This window comes from Cryobacterium sp. Y11 (genome assembly GCF_002929535.1).
Taxonomy (GTDB): domain Bacteria; phylum Actinomycetota; class Actinomycetes; order Actinomycetales; family Microbacteriaceae; genus Cryobacterium.
The window spans coordinates 90,711-114,753 of record NZ_PJJO01000057.1; the positions used below are offsets into that span (position 1 = coordinate 90,711).

The following is a 24,043-nucleotide window of genomic DNA, read 5'->3' on the forward strand; positions in this document are numbered from 1 at the left end:
AATAGTCAGATTACTGGCTGACGTCGTCGCCGAAGTACTTATCGGAGAGCTCGGCGAGTGTTCCGTCGCTGCTGAGGGTCGACAGCGCTTCGCTCACGGCCTCGGCTAAAGCCGTGCCGTCCTTCGCGAAAGCGAAGGCGGTCTCGGAGCGTTCTTCGGTTTCGGCGGCAATCTTCAGGTTGGTAGCGTCGTTGGTCTTCTGGTAGTCGAGGAAGGTCAGTTTGTCGTTGACCGTGGCATCCACTCGACCCTGCTCGACGAGGGTGACCGACTGGGCCCAACCCTCGACAGCTTCGACGTTCGCGCCGCTTTCGGTGGCCATTTTATACCAGTTGCTGGTCAGCGACTGCGCCGTGGTCAGACCGGCCAGGCTCGCAAACGACGTGATCGACGTGTTGTCCGCGGGAACCACAATGACACCGGTGGAGTAGGTGTATGGCGTGGAGAACTCGTAGGTCTCGAGACGCTCAGGCGTGATCGCCACCTGGTTGGCGATGGTATCCCAGCGGCCGGCGGTGAGACCAGCGAAAATGGCATCCCACTGGGTTTCTTCAAACGTGGCCTCGACGCCGAGCTCGGCGGCTACGGCGCGCGCCACCTCAACGTCGTAGCCGGTGAGTTTGCCCGAACCGCCCTCGTGGAACGAGAACGGCCGGTAGGTGCCCTCGGTGCCGATCACGAGGGTGCCGGAGTCGAGTACGCTGCTCAGCGAATCGTCGGTAGCGCTCGAGGCGGAGCAGCCGGTGAGGGCGAGGGCGACGACACTGAGCACGGCAGCCGGAATGAATCTGAACTTCATGAGAGAAATGCCTTACAAGCTAAGTGGGGCTGAGCGCGGGTGTCGCCCAGATTGTGCGGAAGCCGCAGGTAGCGGCCTACCAGCGTAACAACGCACAGTCGGGTTCGAGTATTCCAGTTGCCCCCGATGGCGGGGCGCCTGCCAGCTAGGAGCGCAGCGCGAGCGTGAACGGAAGCACATCCGAGGCGCCGTGCTGACGCAGCACCCGTACTGCCACTGTCAGGGTCCAGCGGCTGTCGGCCAGGTCGTCGATGAGCAGAATCGGGCGACCAGCGTACGGTGCGAGCGCCTCGGCGAGGTCAGGACCCACCATGAAGCGGTCCCACACGCTCGCCAGGCGGTAGGCGCTGTTGCCGCCCGGCTCGCCGGTCGGGCCGCCGTTCGACCAGCTGAGGGCGCCAAGCCACGGTAGTCGGCCGCGCGACGACAGTGACCGAGCGACCGAATCAATCAGAAGCGGATGCTGCCGCGACGGCATTGACACAATGGCTGCCGGCCGCTTCACCCACCCCCACTCGGCGAGCACGCGCACACAGGCGGCCAGCATGGCCGGTGTGGCTGGGGCATCCGCTGCCCCAGTCGCAAACAGGTCGCGCAGGGGGCCGCCCCAGCCGAGGTCGGTCAGCCGGGCCAGGGCGCGTCCGGGCTCCGCACGTTCGTTGAGCGGAATCTTGCCGGTCGCCGCGATGTCGAGGCTGCTCATGCCGGTGGGCCACTGGGCGCGCACATCAATGGCGACGCCGACTCGGTCGAGCGATTGCGTGGCCGTGGCCGCTGCTCCCTCGGCTAGGTTGACCGGATACCACACGCCCTGGCAGTTGTCGCAGCGGCCGCAGGGTTCGGCGGTGTCGTCGTCGAGGGCCCGCTGCAGAAATTCCATCCGGCAGCCGGTGGTGCTTTCAAATTCGAGCATTGCCCTTTGCTCGCCGAGCCGCGCGGCAATGATGCGTTCGTACCGTTCTTCGTCGTACGACCAGGGCTGCCCGGTGGACTGCCAGCCGCCCTTGACCCGGTGCACGGCGCCGTCGACGTCGAGTACTTTGAGCAGCAGCTCGAGCGGAGTGCGCCGAAGGTCGACCCTGGCCTCCAGCGCCGGCGTCGACAGGGGAGCTCCGGCGGCTTCGAGCGCGCCGATCACGGCGAGGGCCTTGGCCTCGCTCGGCATCGAGGCGGTCGCGAAATAGTGCCAGATGGCCTCGTCTTCGACGCCGGGCAGTAGGAGCACGTCGGCCGACGCCGTGGCACGTCCAGCGCGCCCGACCTGCTGGTAGTAGGCAACGGGGGAGGACGGCGCGCCAAGGTGCAGCACAAAACCGAGATCGGGCTTGTCGAAGCCCATGCCGAGGGCGCTCGTGGCAATGAGCGCCTTGACTTGGTTGGTTTTGAGCAGCCCCTCGGACTCTTCCCGCTCGGCCGTGTCGGTCTGCCCGGTGTATGCGCGCACCGCGTGGCCGGCGCCCCGCAGGAGCCGGGCGGTGTCTTCGGCGGCTGCCACGGTGAGGGTATAGATGATGCCGCTGCCCGGCAGCTCACCGAGGTGGCTGAGCAGCCAGGCCAGACGGGCGCGCGAATCGGGTAGGCGTAGCACGCCGAGCCGCAGCGAGGAACGGGCTAGCGGGCCGCGAATGGTGACGACCTCTGCGGTACCGGTCGTAGTTCCGGCGCCGGCCTGGTCGAAACTGGCAGCGACCATGCCCACCTGCTCCGCGACATCCTGCACCACCCGGCTGTTGGCGGTCGCCGTTGTGGCGAGCACGGGCACGCCGGCTGGCATCTGGGCGATGAGGTCGCGCAGGCGGCGATAGTCCGGGCGAAAATCGTGGCCCCAATCGGAGATGCAGTGCGCTTCGTCGACCACGAGAAGTCCGACGCGCGCGATCAGGGCGGGCAGCTGCTCATCGCGAAACGACGGGTTGTTGAGTCGTTCGGGCGATACCAGAAGCACGTCGACCTCGTCAGCCTCGAGCAGGCGTTGCACGTCGGTCCACTCGTGTGCGTTCGACGAGTTGATCGAGACCGCTCGCACGCCGGCCCTGGCCGCAGCGGCGACCTGGTCACGCATGAGTGCGAGCAGGGGTGAGACCAGAATGGTGGGGCCGGCGCCCTGGCGCCGCAGCAACAGGGTCGCCACAAAATACACGGCTGACTTGCCCCACCCGGTGCGCTGCACCACGAGGGCGCGTCTTCGCTGGTCGACCAGGGTTTCAATCGCCTCGTATTGCCCGTCATGAAAATCGGCGTCGTCCCGCCCCACGAGAGTACGCAGAATGGCCAGAGCGGATGCGCGGGTGTCGGTCATCCTTCAAGGGTGCCAGATACCACCGACATTCCCGCCCCGCTTTCCATTTGTGCATCCGCGAAAAGGCGTTCAGGAAACTGCAACCAGCTACGAACGGTGGTCGGTCCGAAATGGTCGTGTCGACGCACGGCTGCCCTCGTCGGCCTTGAAAAAAAGTGCCATTACGCAGACGATATTGACTTGCTCTGTACTGATGATCGTGCTGGTCTTCCACTTTTTCGGGCAGATGCCCACGAGCCCGAGGCGTTGCATGGTCTTGGCGACGGTTTTGCGTGAGATAGTTTCCCCGTCGGCACGGAGGTCGGTAAGGATTCTCGGCGAGCCGTAGACCTCGTCGGAGTCGCCGTGGAACCACGGTTACTTTCTGCTCGATGCTCTCCCGCCGAATGATGCGGTCCGATGGTTTCCGGTCGCGCCAGACGTAGTAGCCGGATCGGGACACCTCAAGCAGGCGGACCATACGGGCGATGGTGAAATTGGTCTTCTTACGCCAATCAATTCGAACGCTTTGCGCCCGTATCCGACGGTTCCTGGGCGAAGAAGATGGACGCTTCTTTTAGAAAAGCCCGATCAAGTTTCAGATCCGCGTTTTCTTTCCGCAACCGGAGCAACTCGGCCCGTTCAGACTCGGTGACTCCGGTCTCGCCGGTGTTGATCATCAGCTGCACGGCCTCGTCTTTGTGCTCAGGAGTGAATTCCCTGCGTGTCTTTCCCATGTGAACATTCTCTCTGGTGAGGTGTCCACCCAACGGGGGCAAGGCCAGGTTGATATTCTTCATCATCGCGGACAGAAATTCGTGCGTGATATACCTGGGCGCGAGCGTGCTGACCTTCATGCTCGGGCGGATGTCGTCACCGATGTCGTACACCCAGAATTATTTGCCACGGATGATGCCAGCATTGTTGATCACAATATCGGGGTCGACCACCTCGACGCGCACTTGCTGGGCAATCCGGTCGATCGCGCCCAGGTCGGAAATGTCGACGACGTAGGTCACTACACGCGTGTCCGCACAGGCCTGAGCGCCGGGCGTTGCTTCGGTCGAGGTCAGCGATGCGGCATCCCGATCCCAGGGAGTCACGGCCTTCGCGCCCTCAGCGACAGCATGTTCGGCATACAGGCGGCCCATGCCTATGGCTGTACTGGTGATACGAGGGCTCTGGCAACGGTTCGAGTCATGGGGTAATCATCGCAAGAGTTTCTGCAGGGTTCTGTTACGCCGGGTTGCGGTGGTATTACCCTGACCGATCGCTGTTCTGTACCGTCGATTCAAGGCAAGCCAAGCCCACCACTCCAGGCCTCCATCGCCATCCCGCCCAACCAATGACTAGACCGGACTTATGCCGAACGCCACAACCACCCGCACCGGGGCTGCAACGAGCTTGGAAGCATTGCCCGGCGGCCATGTATCGACCAACTGTGCTTTCGCCGTCGAGTTCGTCGGGGTCGGTCGCGCCTTCGCCTCGGAGAAGAAGCGTGGCGCGCGCGGTGTTATGTACCCGGTGCTGCGGGACGTGTCGCTGACGGTGCGGCCCGGCGAGGTCCTTGCGATTCTTGGCACCAGCGGATGCGGGAAGTCGACGCTCCTTCGCATTGCAGGCGGTCTCGATTCGCCGAGCGTGGGCAGCGTGCGTATCGACGGTTCACCGGTGGCCGGCATCGATGCGCGCTGCGCGGTCGGCTTCCAGGAACCGCGCCTCTTGCCGTGGCGCACGGTCGCCGCAAACGTGACGCTCGGTCTTCCGGCCGGAACCTCGCGGGCAGTCGGCCGCAACCGGGTGGCAGAGTTGCTCGAACTTGTCGGCTTGTCGGGTTTCGCCGAACATCGTCCGCGCGAGATCTCCGGCGGCATGGCGCAACGTGCCTCCCTTGCCCGCGCGCTCGCGCGCAATCCGGGCGTGCTTCTCCTTGACGAACCATTCGGTGCCCTCGACGCACTGACCAAACTCAAAATGCAGGACCTGCTGCTCGACGTGCACGTCGCCGCACCCACGACAATTCTTCTCGTCACACACGATGTCGACGAAGCGCTTCAGCTGGCTGACCGCATCATCCTGCTTGGCTATGAGGATGGCACCGATAAAGAGGAGGGGACCGACGTGGCCGACCGCACTGCGGTGGCCGACCGCACTGCGGTGGCCGACCGCGTCTACGGGGCGACCGTTCTGCAGGAACTCACAGTTCCCGGCGCGCGCCCACGGGACCGCGGCTCCGCGGAACTCGCCGAATTGCGTGGGCGGCTGTTGGCTGGTCTCGGCATCGCGGCGAAATCCACTATCCCCGCGTTCCCCTACTGATCTTCCCGTACCGACCCCTGAACATCCACAGACCGCACCCACACGAGAGAAAAGTCATGACACAACGGCCCTTGACTCTAACGGCACTCATCGCCATCGCCGCCGGAGCCGTACTGCTCCTCAGCGGCTGCATTGCCGGCGAGAACCAATCGGCAGTCCCAGATACTGGATCCACGGCAGGCGGAACGCTCACGCAGGGAGGCACGCTCAACATTGACTTCGCGACCTACAACCCGCTCTCGCTCGTGATCAAAGAGAAGGGCTGGCTCGAAGACGCACTCGCCGAGCAGGAAATCACCGTCAACTGGGTGTTTTCGGCTGGTTCAAACAAGGCCAACGAATTACTGCGCGCCGAAGCCATCGACGTCGGCTCCACTGCCGGGTCGGCCGCGCTGTTAGCTCGCGCCAATGGCTTACCTATCCACGTCATCGATATTTTCTCGCAGCCGGAGTGGGCGGCGCTCGTCGTTCCAGCGGGCTCGCCGATCACATCCGTCTCCGACCTCAAGGGCAAGCAGGTCGCGGCCACCAAGGGCACCGACCCGTACTTTTTCCTGCTCCAGGCACTCGCGGCCGGCGGCCTCAGCGCGGACGACGTGACCGTGCAAAACCTGCAGCACGCCGATGGCTGGGCTGCCCTGCAGAACAGCTCCGTCGACGCATGGAGCGGGCTAGACCCGATCATGGCGGGCGCCGAAGAGGCCGATGCGCAGCTAATCTATCGCAACGTCGACTTCAATACCTTTGGCTTTCTCAATGCGACAGAAAAATTCATCGCCGAGAAGCCGGATGTCGCCCAGAGCGTGGTGAACGTCTACGAGCAGGCCCGCGCCTGGGCACTGGCAAACCCGGATGAGACCGCACAGATCCTAGCCGACGCCGCCGGCATCGACCTGGCCGTCGCCACCAAGGTTATCGCCGAGCGTAGCAATCTCGGCGTCGACAACGTGCCCGGTGAGGCGCAGCTTTCCATCCTGGCAAAGATCGGCCCGATCTTCGTCGCCATAGGCGACGTCGCCGAGCAGAGCCAGATTGACGATGCGCTCAACACCCTGATCAACGACACCTTCGCCACGAAGGCTGACCCGTCAGCAGTTGGCTAGCCGTACTCTCCTTGCTTGAGCTTCGCTCGCCGTTCGCGCCCTCGGTTCGAATGAAGGGCGAAACCGGATACACGAATGAAAGACTAAACGAATGCCGCCACGCGACAAGCTCACCAACAGCGGACAAGAGCGCCGCGGGCTGCTCGGCGCGTCGCCTGGTCAGTCGGTCGGCCCCGGAGCCGGGGTGCGCTCCCGAGTCGACGTGCCGGCGGCGACCGAACGTGCAGAGCACCTGGAGGACGGGGCGAAGCGCCCCGTCGGACGTCGACTCTCCGCACGCGCGTGGTACGTCATCGGCAGCGGCGCTATCTTGCCGATCATCCTTGTGGCGGCCTGGCAACTCACGACTTCTCTCGGCATCTTCAGCGTCTCGCAAGTGCCCTCGCCCGAGATGGTCTGGTTGGCCGGCATCGACCTGGCCAAGCGCGGCCTGCTCGGCCAGTACGTGGCGATTTCCACTCAGCGGGTGCTCATCGGTTTCGTGGTCGGCGCGGGCCTCGGACTGGGTTTCGGCGCCCTCGTCGGTCTCTCTCGTGCCTCCGACATCTTTTTCGCGCCAACCCTCGGCGCCATTAGAGCCGTTCCATCGCTCGCCTGGGTTCCGTTGCTCATCCTGTGGCTCAAGATCGGCGAGGAATCCAAAATCACCCTCATCGTGATCGGCGCGTTCTTCCCCGTCTACACGACCGTCGCGACCGCACTTCGACACGTCGACCGCCAGCTCGTCGAAGCCGGGCGCGCCTTCGGGCTGAAGGGAGTCAAACTCTTCGCCCTCGTGCAACTGCCCGCTGTCATTCCCTCCGTCGTGTCCGGCCTCAGACTCGCCCTCGCCCAGGCCTGGCTTTTCCTGGTTGCCGCCGAACTGATCGCGTCGTCGATGGGCATCGGCTTCCTGCTCATCGACTCACAAAGCAATGGCCGAGTCGACCGCATTTTTCTGGCGATCATTCTGTTGGCCATTCTCGGAAAACTGACGGATGCCATCGTCGGGGTATTCGAAAGATGGGCGAACAGAAAGTGGGCCTAGTACTACAGCTGCGTTTACGGGGCGTGTCCGCGGGTTCGATAGTGATGTCGTTTCGCGGTTTGTTGATGTCAGCGTCGCCAGCGTGAACGGGTGAAGACGTGTTCAGGGTTCGGCGGCTAGCTGAAGATCAGACGGACGAGGAGGTGTCTGATCTCGGGCAGGCTCAGGGCGATGAGGTCGCTGTCTTCTAAATGTTGGTCCCTTTTTTTTGACCGGGTCGCGGTCAGGAACCCGCGCCCGAGGGTTGCCGGAACATTACTCCGCGAGCTTGTCAAGTAGTTTGTGTAAGTGATGTGGAATTGGTTATAGGTGGGGGTTGATTCGGTCTGGGTAGACCAGGGCGAGTTGGTTGAGGGCGAGCTTCCAGTTGGTGACGGTTAGGCCTTCGACGAGGCGTCCCCTGCCAAGAGCACGGTGCTGTGTCAGATTCTGGCGATCAGCCTGCTCCCGGTTAGACTCACGGGAGCAAAACGGACAAGTAGAAGCGTCATTGGGTAAAATAACCTTTATTACTAATAAAGTAAATATACCTACTCAGTCCTTGACGTTAGAAGCGACTCATGCCCCACTACGTTGACCTGCTCTGGAACCCGGAAGACGCTACGCACCTCGGCCGTCAGGACAGGGCGCCGGGGCACTATCAAGCGTACGTTCCCGACGCGCTTGGCACCCCGGTGCCGCAACTCGGCCGGGAAGCGCAGCAGGCTGCGGAAGACGCTCTGGCGGTGCTCGCGCGTGCAGACGAGCGCATCGGCGCCCGCGGGGGCTACCTCAATCACCTGTTGATTCGTTCCGAGAGCATCTCGTCGTCATGGATCGAAGGCAACAGCGTCACCCCCAAGAAGCTCGCTATCGCCGAGCTCCTTCAGCAGGGAACGCGCGTTGCGGTGGACGTCGTTGCGAACGTGCGCGCTACTGAGGCGGCGATCGCGCAGCTTGCTGATCGCGATCGCGCTGTCACCACGGCCGACATCGAGCGCCTGCAGCACATCATCGAGCCCGCGCTCAAGCTCGGGCTGAGAACTGAGCAGAATTGGGTGGGCGGGCCCGGCTGGAGCCCGCTCCGGGCAGACTTCGTGCCTCCGCCGGAGACTGAGGTGCTGCGCCTGGTCGATGATCTGTGCCTATTCGTGAGTGCAACAGCGGGCAATCCAATCGTGCGGGCTGCGATCGCTCATGCCCAGTTCGAAACTATCCACCCGTTCATCGACGGTAACGGTCGCACCGGACGTGCACTCATCCACACGATCCTCCGCCGAACGGATGCGCTGCGGCACGTGCTGATCCCGATTAGTACGGTGTTTGCGGGTAACAAGGATGCGTACCTCGAGGGACTGACGGCCTTCCGGGTACAGCCCTCTCGCCTGGACGAGTGGATCATTGGCTTCGCCCACGCGGCTGAGCTGGCTGCCGCAAACGCAGTGCGTTTGTCTGTCGACATCGAGGCACTTGACCTGACTGTCCGCGAGGAACTCAGCCACTACCGCAGACAGCACGAGATCTCGCCGGCCACTCCGCGCAAGGATGCTGTGATCTTGCGCATTCTGGACACGCTGGCCAGCGAGCCCGTGCTGACCATCGAAACTGTTGCTGCCCGGCACGGAGTGTCCACGGCAGCGGCACATCGCGCGCTGGTACAGCTCGCCGACGCGGGCATCCTGGGGCGCAACAAGGACCAGAAGGGTCGACTGATCTGCTGGAGCGCCGACCGCCACCTCGCCCTCGTTAGCTTGACCGAACGCAGCAACCGCGTCGGAGCAGGTGATACCGGACCCGGCAAGCCGCGGCTAGGACCGCCGGCGCCAGCCGTCGACCAGATGGGCGTGCTGCGCCCAAAAGATTGAGCCCACACGATCAATACTCGTCGGAATGGTAGACGTACAACAATCCATTCCAATGGTCTCGCGTCGCTCGCCTGCCATCCGGCCTGCGCTGAGGTGGCGGACATACAACCCGAGGTCAGCATCCGTCCCGTAGAGGGTTCCCCTTACGGGCACATTGCAACCTTCGAGTCAATGTGTGCGGGCGTGCAGTTGCGGTGAGTTCTTATCGGACTTCGGCGCTCTTTGGCGGCGTTCTGTGATGGCTTCGTGGCGGTGCCGGCGCTTCAGAAGGTGACCCCCTACGGGACGCGCTGAGTACCGTGAACGCTTGGAATGGTGCCCGCCGTTCTCGGCAGCAAAGTGCGGAATCACCCCGGGCTTTGTCGGTCAATTCCAATGAGCCACAGAGTGCGCTGACTACCGGGGTGGAAGATTCTTGTTCTCCTGGCCGAAGATGAGGGCGGTGATGTCGATTGGCTCGGTGGGTGGAAGGTCAATGTCAGACGGGCTGATGCGTGGTGGCTCTGTAAGCAAATTGGATGGATTCATTTCATTCCGATCTTTAGGGTGCGAGCGCTTCTCTGCGGTTTAGGCGCTGAGAAGTTTCGGTTGAACTTCGGTTACTTGCGCCGTAGCCGGCGAATGCTGACGACCAGTGCGGACACGCTGACCACGATGACGGCTGCACACGTGGTGAGTAGCCAGGTTGGTAGTGGGGCAGAGAGAGCGAAGACGAAGGGCGTGGCGCTGAGGAGTAGCCAGACGACTGCGACTCCGGCGATGGCGAGCAAGAGGATCCGACCGGCAGGATCAGCAACCGTCGTAGCTGCAACACGGGGCTGTCCTGCCGGTGCTGAGTCCAGTTCCTGGCTAATAATTTCGGCGGGGGTGCCAAGCTGGTCAAGGACAACAGCGATTGCTTCGGTTGTCGCGCTCGTTTCAAGGGCGTCGGTTAGGTGCGATTCGATTTCTTCCCGGAGCTCGAGGCGGCGGGCGGCCCCGATAACTTTGGCTTCCTCATCAAAGCGGGCCATGTAGTGGACAATTGCCGGGTGCTGGATGATGTTCGTCAATTTGTTTCGCTTTCCGTGGTCGCGGGAGTCAGATGAGTAAGTAGGGTGCTCACGGAGTGGGAGAAGTGCTCCCAATCGCCGCGAAAAGTTTCTGCCTCGGCGCGTCCGGCGTCTGTGATGCGGTAGTAGCGACGGGGGCGTTCGCCCTTGTCAACTTCCCAGTGGCTGGTCACGAGACCTCCGTCGTGCAAACGGTTGAGGAGTGGGTACACGGTTCCTTGACTAGTCAGTAACCCGCCGACCGCGTCCAATTCGCGCACGAGTTGCAAGCCGAACCGTGGCCCGGTGCTGAGCAGGACGAGGATGCAGGGCCCGATCACTCCTCGCCGCAATTGAGTACTTGTTGTGTTTTGTACCATGCGGCAAAAGTTATCATGCGGTGCAAGGTATCGTCAAGGTTTTTGCTCAGTACTCTCTCGCGGCTTGCTGCGCGAGTCCATCGCCCGGATCGCAGAGGTGCGCGTGACCATCGTGTGGAATCGATTCGACCGGGCGAAGAATGGCCGCCCTGTCCCTGTCCCTGTCCCTGTCCCTGTCCCTGTCCCCGTTCCCGGCCCGAGATTGAGACCGATAAGCGGGCCTCAACCGCTCGAGGTGGATGTCTCAGAAAGCTACAGATTCACGAGACACGAAACCTGCCCAAATTGAGTCGTGGACGAAGTGCAGGAAAACGCGGAAGTGTAGGCGCCGATTTTGTCTCAGAAAGTCGTCTCGCCATTCATCGTGTCTCACTGGCCCAGAAGGGACTTTGTGAGGCAGAATGAATTTATGAGGATGCTGGGTTACACGCGAGTGAGTACGGCGAGTCAGGATGCGCAGTTGCAGCTCGATGCACTTGTTGCAGCCGGGGTACAAAAGAGAGACGTCTTCGCGGATATCACCTCGGGGAGCAAGACGGCCATTGAGCGTCCAGGGATGAAGAAGCTCCTCGGTTACGCCGAGCCCGGCGACGTTATTGTTGTGTGGCGGGTGGACCGGCTCGGCCGGTCCCTCATCGATGTCCTCAACACGGTGAACCTGCTCCGGGAGCGCGGCGTGCTCGTCCGCTCGATCTCGGATGGGATCGACCCCGCCACGACGAACGGTCGGCTGATGCTGAACATGCTCGCGACACTGGCGGAGTATGAGCGCGAACTCATCGTCGAACGCGTCAATGCCGGCATCGCCGCGGCACGCACTGCCGGCACCCGCTTCGGCCGGCCAGCCGTGGACCCGACAGTGATCGCCGACAAGCTCGGGATCGTCAACGCCGCCCGGAAGCGCGGACGTACCGCCGCCGATGCCGCCCACCTCGTCGGATGGAGCCGCGCAACGCTTTACCGCCACCAGCACGCCCTCGCCGCCCGCGAGAGCGCAGCGATGTAGCGGCGTCATGGACGGCGATGAGCGGTGGCGGGTTCTTCGACTTCACGTCGAGGACCAGGTGCCGCTTGCGGCTCTCGCTCGGGACACGGGGATCAGCGCGCGGACGTTACAACGCTGGCACCAGCTCTACCAGGGTGGCGGCATCGTGGCGCTTGACCCTCGCCCGCGCGCCGACACTGGAACGCGACGCACCGCGGCCACGGTCGTGGCGTTCGTTGAACGGCTCGCACTGACGAAGCCACGCCCGAGCCTGGCGACGCTGCACCGTCTCGCTGTGGTCGAATCGCGGCACCAGGGCGCGCTCGCGCCGAGCTATTCGACGGTGCGGGAGATTGTCCTGGCATTGGATCCGGCCCTCGTCACTCTCGCGTTGGAGGGGCCCGTGTCGTATCGGGATCGTTACGAGCTCGTATTTCGGCGCCGCGCTGATCGCCCTAACCAGACCTGGCAGGCGGATCACACCGAACTCGACATCCTCATCGTCGGCGCCAACGGGAAGCCCGACCGGCCGTGGCTGACCACGGTGGAGGACGATCATTCCCGCGCGATATGTGGGTACACCGTCTTCACCGGCGCACCCTCCGCACTCAACACCGCGCTCGCGCTGCGGCAAGCGATCTGGCGTAAAACCGATCCGACGTGGGCGATGTGCGGCATCCCCGACATCCTGCACGTCGACCACGGATCCGACTTCACCAGCCACCACCTCGAACGAACCGCCATCGAACTGCACATCCGCCTCATCCACTCCATCGTCGGTCGACCCCAGGGCCGGGGCAAGATCGAGCGGTTCTTCGGCACCATCAACACCGAGCTACTCACTGCCCTCCCCGGACACCTCGGTCCCGGCAGCCGGAAGCCGGAACCCGCACTGAACCTCCCCGATCTCGATCGAGCGATCGGAGAGTTCATCGCTACCTACAACGCCCGAATTCACAGCGAGCTCGGCGCCTCCCCGCATGACGCCTGGGTTGCTGAAGGGTGGCTGCCTCGGATGCCTGACAGTCTCGAGGAACTCGACGGACTTCTGCTGACCGTCCCCAAGAGCCGAACAGTGCAGCGGGACGGCATCCACTTTCAAGGCCAGCGCTACCTCGCCCCGACGCTCGCCCCCTTCGTGGGGCACACCATCACCATCCGCTACGACCCGCGCGATGTTTCCGAAATCCGGGTCTACGACCACGACACTTTTGTCTGCGTCGCCGTCGATGAAGCCCACCCCAATCTCCGGCTCAGCCTGCGCGACATCGAAACAGCCCGCCGAGCGCGCCGCCGCGAGCTTCGCCACAGCATCAACGACCGCATCCCGTCGGTCGCCGCTCGCGAGGAAACCCAGGCCGTAGAGCCGGCACCGCACCGGCGACGGCTGCGTACGTATGAAGAGGACTAGCAATGAATCAGGACTTCATCGTCACCAAGGAGCACCGCCGTTTCACGGAGTTCGCCAACGCCGTCCGGAAAGAGAAGACCATCGGGATCTGCCACGGTGACGCCGGCGTTGGCAAAACCAACTCCGCCCGCCGATACGCCAACTGGGACGCCCTCGAGCCCTACCTCACCGAATGGGGACCACGCGGCGATCACGACGCGAAGCACTACGCTCTCGCCAACCGATCCCGCACAGTCTTCTACACACCCGAGGTCCTCTGTAGGCCCAAGACGCTTATGGACGAGGTCGACCACTGGCAGGCCAGGGTCGGTATATGCGCCGACGAACACCTCCGCACGCTCGACCCCGTGCCACTCAAACCGGGCAGAGCTGCACACCTGGTGGAACTGCTCATCATCGACGAAGCCGAACGACTCACCCCTGTCGCGCTTGAACTCCTCCGCGACCGGCACGACCGAACCCACCTCGCGATGATCCTTATCGGCATGCCCGGAATCGACCAGCGCTTCCGCCACTATCCCCAGCTATACAGTCGACTCGGCTTCTCCCACCACTACCGTGCCCTCGGCCGCGACGAACTCCTCTTCGTGCTCGACCGCCACTGGAAACACCTCGGCCGCACCCTCGACCCCGACGACTTCACCGATGCGCAAGCCATCGCCGCGATCGAACGCATCACGCGCGGCAACTTCCGCCTCCTCGAACGCCTCTTCCCCCAAATCAACCGAGTACTCAAGATCAACCAACTTGAGACCATCACCGACGACGTCATCGAAGCCGCCGCCAGCATCCTCGTCATCGGGAATTAGCGACACAGAGCGATCACAGAACGCCGCCAAAGAGCGCCGAAGTCCACAGGTGAGTTCTTGGCCGAGACGGCCATGAGAGGTGGCATCGGGCTAACATGTACGTGACGTACTCGACGTACGTTCGCACGCGCGGGGTCACCTACGCCGGAAGGTTGAAATGCCACTCGTCGCCGATTACAAGTCTTTTACAGAAGCGCGCTCACATCTCAAGGAAGTGTTCGATGCGACCGCGCGCGGGCGGACCGTCACCCTGCAGCGCGACGGTCAGCTCTCGGCGATCATGCCAGTGGATCGGCTCCGTACATATTTCTCTCGAACTGTATCGCCGCGCGTTCGCGTTACTCGGGAAGATGACCGCACTATTGCGTTGATGGATGGTCGCCCCTTCGTGTCTGAGGGTAGGGACGTTGACGGCGCGCTTGCTGACCTGGCCCTATCGCTTCGTGAGTACGCCGAAGACTGGGACGACCGGTTGGAGCATGCTCCGAATCACGCCGACAACTGGGCGCTTGTGCAGCTCATCAAACTTTCAACCGACGAGGAGCTCCTCGAATGGCTTGAGAGCGGCGGTGAGTAAGTACCCGGCCGCGACCCGCGAGGACCACGATGATTTTTGCGTGGCGGAGCAGTGGCAGCTCGTGCGCGGCGCATCCGGACAGCCTGTCCGGCATCACCGCACCTATGAGTTGGCGCTCTGGGACGGGCACATCCTCCGCACGAGAATCTCCAGGCCCGTCGACAGGTCGACGTACTCTGCTGGAATGTGGACCCACATCCTGCGAACCCAGCTCACCGTTGACGCTGAGGCATTCTGGGCCTGTGTTCGTGACAAGAAGTTGCCGGACCGCGGGGCGCCCGAAACCCTGACCCAGAAAGAGCCATTACCGCTATATCTCGTTCGCGCGCTTAGCGAACTCGGCGTCGACGAAAGCGCGAGCCTGGAACTCACCGCGGCGGATGCTGCGCAGCTGCTGTCCGAGAAGATGGCCGAGCGCTACGACCACCAACGCCGTTCGTGAATGATGCGACAGCTCCTGGACTGATGACGCTTCAGGAATGCTCGCCGTGCTTGTGGCAGCGATTCTCTCTAGCCTGTCCAATAACAACCTCTCGCTCCCGTGTACCAAAATAATTACACGCAAATTTACCTGTAGACACTTCATTACGCCAAGAGGACTCAAAAACTCAACGACAGGACGATTGCGCCCGTCCAGCATGTGTCCCGTAAAGGGTTGGCGGGCACTTCCTCACGAGGGCGCACTATTTCGTCTGCAGTCGGAAATCAAGTGTCACTCTGACAAACTGTGCTGGTGACTGAGGATCTACAGATAGTCCAATTCAACGATCCGCGAATGCAGCATCTAACGCAGAGTGGATACGTCGTTGTCGGCGAATCGTGGGGTGCCCGCCTGCGTCTCAGTGATCCCCCCGACCTGGCGAGACTGAACACGGCCGTCGTCGCGGCAACGGAACAAGCATTCCTTATCCACGAACTCGACGCCAGATGGGCGCCTCAGGTCACGGCACTGGAAGCCCTGAACTACGCCGACTACCCATACACGCCAGCGACAGAAGTGCCGCACCGCGACGAGTCCGACGTGCTCGAACTCTGGAGGTCCGGTTGCCGCATCTTTGGCGCCATCGATGACGGGCAACTCGTGGCAGTCAGCGTCATCCGCTTGATCACCGCGCGCGGAGAAACCGAATTCACGTCCGTCGACCCCTCATACCGCCGCAGGGGGCTTGCCATGGCCGTTAAGGCGGCGTCGATCCTGGCCTTGGCCGATGACGGCGTCAGGATCTTCGGCACGGGTGGCGCGCAGGTCAACACCGGCAGCATCCGCATGAATGAACATCTCGGCTACGCCATCGAAGAACGATGGCTCAGCCTCACGCTGCCGCAATAATACGAAGCAAAGTACCCGGCAGGGGTTCCCCGTGCGGTCGTCGGCCTGTTAGCTCAACTCGGTGACGAACCCGATCTTGTTGCCGTCCAGATCAGTCAGCTCGAAGAACTCGACCACCCCTGTAAAACGCTACAACTCGGTGACCGTCAGGCCCTGGTCCACAAACCTCTCGCGCTCCACCGCAGCATTCTGCACACTGATGTTCACAGAGATACCATCTCGACCCGCGAGATCTGGGGCCAAGGCCAGCTGGAGCCAGAACGCGCCGAGATCAAATTCGGCGAGTCCGTCCAGAGTAATCTGGTCAGTTTCACCCAGCTCGACGGCCGATTGATACAACGCGATCGCACGGTCAAGATCACGAACACCGACGGTAACAGTCTCTGCCTTCAAGAAATGAACCTAGCAATCCTTCCGGCATCCCAGTGATGCAATTTTGCGCCGCCCTGCCAACAAACCGCTCGCGCGGGATCCACTTTGGGGAGAGCGTCCCGCAGAGGGTCCCCAAGCGGGACGGCAGCGGTGGTTCATGCCTGGAGTAGCGTTCAGGCCCCGGGTGGCGATACCGGGCAAATGGGCGGGAACGTTCAACAAGGACGGCGACAAGTCGTTGTGGAACGTCAGCGCACCAAGGGAATCAGTCGTGATCGAGCTCCTTGACGAGCACTTTGCACGACTGGTGCTCACCGTGGATCAGCCCCGATCCGTCGTGGACGCCATTAATGTCGCCGTTCAGCCTGGCTAGAGAACTGCAGGCAGAACGTTGCGGATGAATGCGGCAGCGTCCACATCGTCTGCGCGGTGATTCCAACCCAGTTGATGTCGCTAGGCTCGCCGAATGAGCACCCCTGAGTTCTTGATACGACCAACAGCCGCTGATGACTGGCGTGAGATCCGCGAATTGCGGCTTGAGATGATTCGGGATACCCCGACGGCATATACCGAGACGCTTGAGACAGCCGTGAGTCACGGCGAGGCCGAGTGGAGAATGCGCGCACAGCGTGGTGCCAGCGGAAACGGCATCGCGATTGCCGCGATCGCTGAATCTGGGCGCTGGATCGGGACGATGGCCGGATTCGTACCGGATCCAGAAACCGGAGCGATCCTGGTGGGCGTGTACGTGGCACCTGATTTCCGAGGCATCAAGATGGGCCTGACCGATGCCCTGCTAAATACCGTGGAGGATTGGGCACGCAAGGAGGGCGACCAGCTGACTCTTCAGGTGCACGAAGACAATATTCGCGCACAAAAGGCCTATGTACGACGGGGGTTTATGGCCACGGGCCACACCGTCGCCTACAATCTCGACCCCAGTAAGAAGGAACTAGAAATGACGAAGACACTGTAACAATCAATTGCCAGAGCTCAGCTGATTTACCTCGTTCATGGTGGTGGTCGCCGATCTACCGTCGGTCAAATAGTCCCGCTGCGGATTTTGTGCGCCAGGGCGAGCCTTTTCACCGGATGCTACGAGACAACAAGGCGATGACAGCGACAATGCTGTGCCCGTCAGCGGCGCGGTGTCGTGTGCGTGTCGCGGGGCATTCGTCACCGCTGAACGCGATCGCTCAGTAGGCTCGGTGGGTGAACGTGATTCAGGAGATCGAAACGCGGCTGCCGGAAGATGCGGTTGTCGGTTTTCGACGACTCATCGGACAGGCGCGTGTGGGCGACCCGATCCTGCTGCAGGAACGGGCCATGGCGCGCATGGTCGTGCAAGCAGAGTGGATTTTGAACCGGGTCGGCACCGACGGCATCCGTTTGACCAAGGCCGGGCACCTTCCGCCGGCCGTTGTCGTGGAGGCGGCAGCCGAGCTCGACTGGGGCTGGCCGATCAGCGTCAACCGCGAGGTGCACCTGCGTCCGCTGCAGGAACTGCGTGGGCACCTGCGCGACGTTGGGCTGCTGCGCATGAGCAAGGGGCTGCTGCTGCTCACCAAAAAGGGTCGTGCCCTCGTCGGCAATCCCCGCGATCTTTGGTGGCACCTCGCCCGCACCATTCACCACAGCCGTACGCCCGCAGTGAGTGACGCCACCCGGCTGCTGCTGCTGTTCGTTGCGACCCGCGGTCTCACCCGTCACGAGGACTACCTGGTGACCCTCGCGCGCGCGCTCGGTTCGCTCGGCTGGGCGCAGTCCGACGGTCAGGAACCGACGACGGAGTCGGTCTGGCACCTCGTCGATACCAAATGGCGCCTGCTCAACCGGCTCAGTGTGTTCGAACAGACGGATGCCTGGCACGGCGATCGCAGTGCAGTCACCGTTGGCGGTGCCGCCTTCGCCCGGGCTGCGCTGCAGTCCAACGCACCGATCATCGCCGCCTCCGATTCATAGCCCGGCCAGCGGCATCCACTGCCCGGCACGAGTGGTTGGATGGATAAATGGATGCACAGCCCGAGTACATTGCCGATTTTTCCGCCTTTCTCCAAGCATCACCGTCGTCGTACCACGCCGCCGCAGAGGTCGCCCGACGCCTCGACGCGGCCGGATTCATCCGGCAGAGCGAGTCAGACGACTGGACTCAGGCTTTTGAAGGTATCGGCCACTACGTCGTGCGCGACGGCGCCGTCATCGCCTGGTCGCAACCGGCCGGCGCCGGTCCGACCACCCCGTTTCGTATTCTTGGCGCGCACACCGATTCCCCGGGGTTCAAGCTCAAACCGAAGCCCACGATCGGCTCACACGGCTGGCTGCAGGCCGGCGTCGAGGTCTACGGCGGGCCGCTGCTGAACTCCTGGCTCGACCGCGAGCTCGAACTCGCCGGCCGGCTGGTCACCCGCGATGGCACCGAACATTTGGTGCGGACCGGTCCGTTCCTGCGCATTCCGCAGCTCGCCGTGCATCTTGATCGCGAGGTCAACAACGGCCTCACCCTCGACCGGCAACGCCACCTCACTCCCGTCTTCGGCGTTGGCGACGCATCAGAGGCCGACCTGGTGGCCCATCTGGCCGGCCTGGCAGGGTTATCGGCAGCGGATGTCGCCGGTTACGACATCCTGACCGCCGACACCAACCCGCCAGCCACCTTCGGCCTCCGCAATGAACTCTTCGCCGCTGGGCGCCTCGACAATCTCTCCTCGGTCTATGCCGGGCTGCGCGCCCTCATCGCGACGAGTGAACAGACCACTGGCCCGATCAGCGTGCTCGCCGCCTTCGACCACGAAGAACTCGGCTCCGAGTCGCGTTCCGGCGCGAGCGGGCCGCTGCTCGATGACATCCTCACCCGCATCGGCGCCGTCCTGGGTGCCACCGTGTCAGAGCGGCTGCAGGCCTACGCCGAGTCCTGGTGTCTCTCCGCCGATGCCGGACATGCCGTGCACCCGAACTATCCGGAGCGCCACGACCCGGCCAACACGCCCATCCTCGGCGGAGGTCCGCTGCTCAAAATCAACGCCAACCAGCGTTATGCAACGGATGCCCATGGCGCAGCCCTCTGGGCGCGCATCTGCGCCCAGGCCAACGTCGAGTACCAGGAATTCGTCTCCAACAACACGGTGCCCTGTGGTTCAACGATCGGACCGCTGACCGCGACCCGGCTGGGCATTCGCGTCGTCGACGTGGGAGTTCCGCTGTTGTCGATGCATTCCGCGCGGGAACTCTGCCACGTCAACGATCCACAGGCGCTCCGCACGGCCGTGGCCGCTTTCTTTGCTCCTGAGGTGTAATCGGTCGCTGGTCAGGCATCCGCTCTAGTATGTTTCTCTGGCGACGGAACGCGGGGTGGCGCGCTCTCAGGCAACGATTGCGCACAAAGTACTCAACAACGTCGTCATCTCCATCGACGAGTTGGGTCAGGAGAGGGTACTGATGGGGCGGGGGCTGGGGTTCCAGCTGCTGCCGACCGATTCCGTCGACCCGGCCAAGGTCGAGAAAACCTTCATCCTCGAGCAGTGCAGTGGGGCCGACCATGCCCGGCAACTTCTCGTATCGGTGCCGTACCCGTGATCGAAGTCGTCACCCTGGCCGTCGACGAAGCAGAACGGATGCTCGGCCGCAGCCTCGGCGTGCAACTCGACCCCGCGAGCCCTGACTATGCCAGGTTCATCCTGCACATCCAGTTTTTGTTGCAGTGACTGGGTGCGAAATCGATGCTGCGCGGCTCCGACACGTCATTCTTCGAATTCGCCAAACGCAGCTATCCGCGCTCCGACGCCATTGCCGCCGACGTCAAGCTCTACGTGAGCGCCGCCACCGCCTCCGAACTCACCGACGAAGAATTGTTGTGCGTCATCGTGCACCTTGAGCGTCTGGCTAACCAGGTGGTCGATGGCGCGGCCTCGTGACAGTGTCTTAGCCCAATTTCATACACATACAGGTCGAAGACGACCCGTGGAAGCATCTTGGATCGTTACTGCGCAAGCAGGTAAAACCTGGACTCGAACCGCATACACGCGGTGCAGGAGTTCAGGTCTTTTTTGCCCAAAATCTTGGAACCCTTCCACTGAGAAGTCAGCGTCGGATGGCCCACAGGGCAACCTTCTGAACCGCTTCATCGCAATGATCTCCGCGATCTTCACCCCGTTGGTCTGGGCTGTGGCCGGAACCGGCCTGCTCAAGGCCTTCCTTGCCGCTGCGGTCACCTTCGGTTGGATCGACAACACAACCACAACCTATACGCTGCTGGGCGCGCTTTCGGATGCGTTCATCAACTTTCTACCGCTCGCGCTCGCGATCACCGCAGCGAAGTACTTCAAGGCGGATCAGTTCACGTCACTCGCGATTGCCGGTGCCCTCGTGTACCCGTCAGTCGTCGCGCTCACCGAGGTTCCCGACGTGGTCTTCGCCGGTGGCACCTTGGGCCACAGTGTCGCGATCCTGCCGCGCGTCGGCGCGGTGCACACCCCGTTCGATGCCGTCGTGGTCGTAGCGTTCCACACGGGGCACGCTATCGGCCTGACGCACGCCGACGGCGCTGAAGCGTTGATTCACATCGGTATCGACACCGTGAAACTCGGCGACAAGCACTTCTCCGTGAAGGTCGAAAAGGGCCAGCAGGTGAAGGCAGGAGATCTTCTGGTCGAGTTCGACATCGCTGCTATCACCGCGGCGGGATACGACGTGATCACCCCGGTCATCATCACGAACCCCAAAAATACCCGACCATCGGGTCGCCCGCATCAGGCCCAGTGGCGCATGGAGACTCGCTCTTCCTCGCCATTGCCGAAGAAGAACTGGCTCTCGCCTGAACCAGAAAGCACAGTAGGCACCGGTGGGGGAGCTGCCCGACCGCTCCTCCACCCCTACACGGCATCGAAAATGCACCGATTAATAAGGAGTACACGAATGACTAATTCATCACCCTTCCCCGCAGATTTCCTCTGGGGCGGCGCCACGGCCGCGAACCAGATCGAGCGGGCATACAACCAGGGCGGCAAGGGCCTGTCAATTCAGGACGTCATGCTGCAGGGAATCGCCACGCCGCGCGCTGCTGCACCGACCGATGACAACCTCTACCAGGCCGTGCACAACGAGCTCGCTGCCAGCGCCTTGGCAGCCAAAGCTGCCCGGGAACTCGCTCCGAACGCCCAGGTGGGTTGCATGATCCTCGCGATGCCGGTGTATCCGCTCTCGCCGGACCCCGACGACGTCATGGCATCGCTCACCACCGAGCGCACGAACCTCGCTTTCGGCGACATCCACGTTCGTGGCGAATACCCGGGCTACTACCTGCGCAGCCTGCGCGACCAGGGCGTCGACCTGATGATCACCGACGAGGACCGCGAGATTCTCAAGAAGAACACCGTCGACTTCGTCTCGTTCAGCTACTACGTGAGCGTGGCCGAGACCGCTGACGTTTCCCAACGCATCATGGGCCAAGGCAACATCTTTCCGGGCGTTAAGAACCCGACGCTCAAGGCCTCGGAGTGGGGCTGGCAGATCGACCCCGTCGGTCTGCGCATCGTGCTGAACCAGTTCTGGGACCGCTGGCAGAAGCCGCTCTTCATTGTGGAGAACGGTCTGGGCGCCACGGACGAGCTTGTCATGATCGACGGCCGCAAGACCGTCATCGACGATTACCGCATTGAATACTTCAACGATCACCTCGTGCAGGTGGGCGAGGCCATCGCCGACGGCACCGGCACCCTAAACCGCTACAAGAAGAAGTCCGTCGATTGGTATGCCGAGGTCATCACGTCCAACGGCGCGAGCCTTACCCGATAGCGTCGAGATATACGTTTAAACCTTTCGGTGGTCTCCCGGGCAGTTCCGGGGGCCACCTCGTTTGGAGCACTTCATGACCTCGCAGCGCATCGCTTTCCTCGACGTCGACGGCACCCTCATCGATTCGGGGGAGACGATTGCCCCGTCTTCGATCGAGGCGGTGCGCACCGCCAGGGCCAACGGCCACCTCGTCTATCTCAGCACCGGGCGGGCTTCGGTCGAGATCTACTCCGCCATTCGTGACATCGGATTCGACGGCGCAATTAGCGCCGGCGGCGGGTTCGCCGAAGTCGGCGACGAACTCGTGATCGCCCGCACGATGCCCGAAGCAGCGGTGGCGCGCATGGTCGACTTCTACGAGGAATCTGGGTACGACTTCTACCTGCAGTCGCTCAACCAGCTGTTCCCGAGTCCCGGGGTAGGTGCGCGCTTCACGTCGTACCACGCGGACAACCGGAAACGACGCGGCTACGCCAGCACCAATTTTCCGTCCGTGACCGACCGCCACGAACACCCGAAGGTGAAGGCCTTCGCCAATGTGCGCCCGCTCAGCTACACCGGGATCGCGAAATCGGTTTTCCTCGCCGCTGACTCGACGGCGTACGACCGCGTGGCTGAGGCGCTCAGCCCTGACTTCCACGTGATCACCGGCACCATCCCGCACATGGGCGGGGGCAGCGGCGAGGTGACCCTTGGCGGGGTCAATAAGGGCAGCACCATTGTGCAGCTGCTGGGCCACCTGGGAATCGACGCAGCAGCTGCGATCGGCATCGGTGACAGCACCAACGACATTGAAATGTTGCAGGTCTGCGGAGTTGGCATCGCTATGGGTAACGCCACCGACGCGGTCAAGGCGCACGCCGACGAGGTCACCACCGCCGTGCTCGACGACGGCGTCTGGAACGCCTTCCGCCGCCACGGCTTGATCTAACGAAACGAGGCGGGTGCTGAAACTTACGTCTCGGAAGCGAGATTGTCGGTGCGAACGATGCGCGCGAGACGCGCGCGGGCGGCATCCTCTGAGGTCGACGTGGGGCCGAGCAGGGTGCGAACGGCCCCCAGAACGAGGCGAGTTGCCCAGACGACGGGCAGGCGCGAGCGTTTCAGACCGAGCATGTCCCGATACTCGCGGGGGATCGATGCGACGGCCCCGGCGAACATGATGCGGTAAAACGGCAGCATGCCGCGGCTCAGCGGCGGGTAGCGGATGAAGCGCACAGCGTCGGCCACGCGGGAATCGCTTTTCAGAATGCCGGCGCTGCGAAAACCTTCGAGCTGGTCGGCGAGCTCGGTGGCGGAATGCGGCGCGTTTTGCACGCCGATCAGCTCGCCGGCCGTTGCCCATTCGTTGACGTAGGCGTCGGCACCGCCGGGGATCGCGTCGCCCCAAAGCAGGTGGGATTGCAGGAAGGCGTCGGTGAATACCACGTGCACCCACGACAGAAGTTCGGGGTCGCCCGCGGTATAGGGGCGTTCATCTCCTCGCGCATCGAGGTAGGTTCCGGCGACACGTTCATGAAAATGTTCGACCCGGCCCGACTCGCGCTGGGCCACAACCGTGTCAGCGAAGGTCACGGTGACGAGCCACTGAATCGTTCCCGACAGACGTCCGAGCGGGTCTTCATGATAGCGAGACCAATCGTGCACACCGGCCATCGCGCCCGGGTGCAGGGTCTGCATGAGCAAGGCGCGAATACCAGCGACCATAGTGGCCATTCCGCCGTGCACCGCCCAGGCTGCGCTCCCCGGTCCGAAGTATCCGGCGTCATCGCCCGTGGCGATCTGATTGACCCATTTCGGGCGGCCCTCGCTGTTGCCCGAGAGCGTTACCAGAAGATGCGAACGCCAGCTGTCCGTGAATCTGCCCATCTTCGGATAGTAGCCCGGCCCCGCTGAACGCCCGCCGCACGCGGAGACAGCTGAGTCAGAAATGAGTGGCACCCGAAGTAGGCTGGTCAGGTTGCACACACGTTGATCCAGCCCCGCGC

The 24,043-nt window shown here is 62.8% G+C and carries 27 protein-coding genes and 1 pseudogene; 18 read left to right on the forward strand and 10 right to left on the reverse strand.

All coding sequences use genetic code 11. The annotated features are described in order from the left end of the window. Positions 1–10 precede the first annotated feature (10 nt). The 5 genes and pseudogenes from CXY75_RS11055 to CXY75_RS11075 form a co-directional block, all read right to left on the reverse strand. Positions 11–799: an amino acid ABC transporter substrate-binding protein gene (locus CXY75_RS11055; RefSeq protein ID WP_104082874.1), complete on the reverse strand. Its 789-nt coding sequence runs from the start codon at positions 797–799 to the stop codon at positions 11–13. Between the two features lie 145 nt (positions 800–944). Beyond that, positions 945–3,098: a DEAD/DEAH box helicase gene (locus tag CXY75_RS11060; protein WP_104082875.1), complete on the reverse strand. Its 2,154-nt coding sequence runs from the start codon at positions 3,096–3,098 to the stop codon at positions 945–947. Between the two features lie 87 nt (positions 3,099–3,185). Next, positions 3,186–3,428, reverse strand: a pseudogene (locus tag CXY75_RS21035) (IS3 family transposase); the annotation flags it as partial. Positions 3,429–3,592: 164 nt separating this feature from the next. Then, a complete protein-coding gene (locus tag CXY75_RS11070) occupies positions 3,593–3,967 on the reverse strand; it encodes a hypothetical protein (RefSeq protein WP_104082877.1) in 375 nt (124 codons plus the stop codon). Positions 3,968–3,973: 6 nt separating this feature from the next. Continuing rightward, the gene (locus CXY75_RS11075; RefSeq protein WP_104082878.1) at positions 3,974–4,228 is read right to left on the reverse strand and encodes an SDR family NAD(P)-dependent oxidoreductase; all 255 of its coding nucleotides are present in this window, start codon (positions 4,226–4,228) and stop codon (positions 3,974–3,976) included. A gap of 211 nt (positions 4,229–4,439) precedes the next feature. On the opposite strand from CXY75_RS11075, the gene CXY75_RS11080 reads away from it, so the two are divergent. The 4 genes from CXY75_RS11080 to CXY75_RS11095 all read left to right on the forward strand — a co-directional run bounded on the left by CXY75_RS11080 (position 4,440) and on the right by CXY75_RS11095 (position 9,370). Next, entirely contained in the window at positions 4,440–5,396 is a 957-nt protein-coding gene (locus CXY75_RS11080; RefSeq protein ID WP_104082879.1) for an ABC transporter ATP-binding protein, read from the forward strand. Between the two features lie 56 nt (positions 5,397–5,452). Beyond that, positions 5,453–6,499: an aliphatic sulfonate ABC transporter substrate-binding protein gene (locus CXY75_RS11085; RefSeq protein ID WP_104082880.1), complete on the forward strand. Its 1,047-nt coding sequence runs from the start codon at positions 5,453–5,455 to the stop codon at positions 6,497–6,499. 91 nt (positions 6,500–6,590) lie between these two features. Beyond that, positions 6,591–7,526: an ABC transporter permease gene (locus tag CXY75_RS11090; protein ID WP_199182433.1), complete on the forward strand. Its 936-nt coding sequence runs from the start codon at positions 6,591–6,593 to the stop codon at positions 7,524–7,526. Positions 7,527–8,086: 560 nt separating this feature from the next. Continuing rightward, complete coding sequence (locus tag CXY75_RS11095; protein WP_104082881.1) at positions 8,087–9,370, forward strand: Fic family protein; 1,284 nt, start codon at positions 8,087–8,089, stop codon at positions 9,368–9,370. Between the two features lie 396 nt (positions 9,371–9,766). Here the strand turns inward: CXY75_RS11095 and CXY75_RS20750 are convergent, their stop codons facing one another. The 3 genes from CXY75_RS20750 to CXY75_RS11105 form a co-directional block, all read right to left on the reverse strand. Next, a complete protein-coding gene (locus CXY75_RS20750; RefSeq protein ID WP_255411784.1) occupies positions 9,767–9,898 on the reverse strand; it encodes a hypothetical protein in 132 nt (43 codons plus the stop codon). Between the two features lie 71 nt (positions 9,899–9,969). Further along, on the reverse strand, positions 9,970–10,422 hold the full coding sequence (locus CXY75_RS11100) for a hypothetical protein (protein ID WP_104082882.1): 453 nt from the start codon (positions 10,420–10,422) through the stop codon (positions 9,970–9,972). Next, positions 10,419–10,781: a PadR family transcriptional regulator gene (locus CXY75_RS11105; RefSeq protein ID WP_104082883.1), complete on the reverse strand. Its 363-nt coding sequence runs from the start codon at positions 10,779–10,781 to the stop codon at positions 10,419–10,421. Before CXY75_RS11105 ends, CXY75_RS11100 begins: the two co-directional genes overlap by 4 nt. A 409-nt stretch (positions 10,782–11,190) precedes the next feature. Between CXY75_RS11105 and CXY75_RS11110 the strand changes: the two genes are divergently transcribed. The 6 genes from CXY75_RS11110 to CXY75_RS11135 all read left to right on the forward strand — a co-directional run bounded on the left by CXY75_RS11110 (position 11,191) and on the right by CXY75_RS11135 (position 15,893). Then, positions 11,191–11,787 (forward strand): recombinase family protein, encoded by a 597-nt coding sequence (locus tag CXY75_RS11110; RefSeq protein WP_104082884.1) that lies wholly within the window; start codon positions 11,191–11,193, stop codon positions 11,785–11,787. 7 nt (positions 11,788–11,794) lie between these two features. After that, positions 11,795–13,177: a Mu transposase C-terminal domain-containing protein gene (locus CXY75_RS11115; RefSeq protein ID WP_104082885.1), complete on the forward strand. Its 1,383-nt coding sequence runs from the start codon at positions 11,795–11,797 to the stop codon at positions 13,175–13,177. A 2-nt stretch (positions 13,178–13,179) separates the two neighbouring features. Then, entirely contained in the window at positions 13,180–13,986 is an 807-nt protein-coding gene (locus CXY75_RS11120; protein ID WP_104082886.1) for an AAA family ATPase, read from the forward strand. Positions 13,987–14,143: 157 nt separating this feature from the next. Then, positions 14,144–14,563, forward strand: a complete 420-nt coding sequence (locus CXY75_RS11125; protein ID WP_104082887.1) for a prevent-host-death protein — start codon at positions 14,144–14,146, stop codon at positions 14,561–14,563. Continuing rightward, a complete protein-coding gene (locus CXY75_RS11130; RefSeq protein ID WP_104082888.1) occupies positions 14,556–15,005 on the forward strand; it encodes a cytotoxic translational repressor of toxin-antitoxin stability system in 450 nt (149 codons plus the stop codon). The genes CXY75_RS11125 and CXY75_RS11130 overlap by 8 nt, the downstream gene beginning before the upstream one ends. Before the next feature lie 333 nt (positions 15,006–15,338). Continuing rightward, on the forward strand, positions 15,339–15,893 hold the full coding sequence (locus CXY75_RS11135; protein WP_104082889.1) for a GNAT family N-acetyltransferase: 555 nt from the start codon (positions 15,339–15,341) through the stop codon (positions 15,891–15,893). Between the two features lie 129 nt (positions 15,894–16,022). Here CXY75_RS11135 and CXY75_RS11140 read toward each other — a convergent pair whose 3' ends face one another. Beyond that, positions 16,023–16,286 (reverse strand): hypothetical protein, encoded by a 264-nt coding sequence (locus CXY75_RS11140; RefSeq protein ID WP_104082890.1) that lies wholly within the window; start codon positions 16,284–16,286, stop codon positions 16,023–16,025. Between the two features lie 445 nt (positions 16,287–16,731). Here CXY75_RS11140 and CXY75_RS11150 point away from each other — a divergent pair, with 445 nt between their 5' ends. The 8 genes from CXY75_RS11150 (at position 16,732) to CXY75_RS11180 (ending at position 22,986) form a co-directional block, all read left to right on the forward strand. Next, complete coding sequence (locus CXY75_RS11150) at positions 16,732–17,241, forward strand: N-acetyltransferase (RefSeq protein WP_104082892.1); 510 nt, start codon at positions 16,732–16,734, stop codon at positions 17,239–17,241. Positions 17,242–17,477: 236 nt separating this feature from the next. Then, entirely contained in the window at positions 17,478–18,227 is a 750-nt protein-coding gene (locus tag CXY75_RS11155) for a hypothetical protein (protein WP_104082893.1), read from the forward strand. Between the two features lie 47 nt (positions 18,228–18,274). After that, the gene (locus tag CXY75_RS11160; protein WP_104082894.1) at positions 18,275–19,558 is read left to right on the forward strand and encodes a M18 family aminopeptidase; all 1,284 of its coding nucleotides are present in this window, start codon (positions 18,275–18,277) and stop codon (positions 19,556–19,558) included. 55 nt (positions 19,559–19,613) lie between these two features. Next, complete coding sequence (locus CXY75_RS20525; RefSeq protein WP_104082895.1) at positions 19,614–19,838, forward strand: CAT RNA binding domain-containing protein; 225 nt, start codon at positions 19,614–19,616, stop codon at positions 19,836–19,838. Beyond that, the gene (locus CXY75_RS20755; protein ID WP_255411786.1) at positions 19,835–19,966 is read left to right on the forward strand and encodes a hypothetical protein; all 132 of its coding nucleotides are present in this window, start codon (positions 19,835–19,837) and stop codon (positions 19,964–19,966) included. The genes CXY75_RS20525 and CXY75_RS20755 overlap by 4 nt, the downstream gene beginning before the upstream one ends. 15 nt (positions 19,967–19,981) lie before the next feature. Beyond that, the gene (locus CXY75_RS20530; RefSeq protein WP_104082896.1) at positions 19,982–20,176 is read left to right on the forward strand and encodes a hypothetical protein; all 195 of its coding nucleotides are present in this window, start codon (positions 19,982–19,984) and stop codon (positions 20,174–20,176) included. Positions 20,177–20,390: 214 nt separating this feature from the next. After that, positions 20,391–22,055, forward strand: a complete 1,665-nt coding sequence (locus tag CXY75_RS21040; protein WP_158251186.1) for a family 1 glycosylhydrolase — start codon at positions 20,391–20,393, stop codon at positions 22,053–22,055. A 73-nt stretch (positions 22,056–22,128) separates the two neighbouring features. Beyond that, a complete protein-coding gene (locus CXY75_RS11180; protein ID WP_104082898.1) occupies positions 22,129–22,986 on the forward strand; it encodes a Cof-type HAD-IIB family hydrolase in 858 nt (285 codons plus the stop codon). 23 nt (positions 22,987–23,009) lie between these two features. Here CXY75_RS11180 and CXY75_RS11185 read toward each other — a convergent pair whose 3' ends face one another. After that, complete coding sequence (locus CXY75_RS11185; RefSeq protein WP_104082899.1) at positions 23,010–23,924, reverse strand: oxygenase MpaB family protein; 915 nt, start codon at positions 23,922–23,924, stop codon at positions 23,010–23,012. Positions 23,925–24,043: the final 119 nt, after the last annotated feature.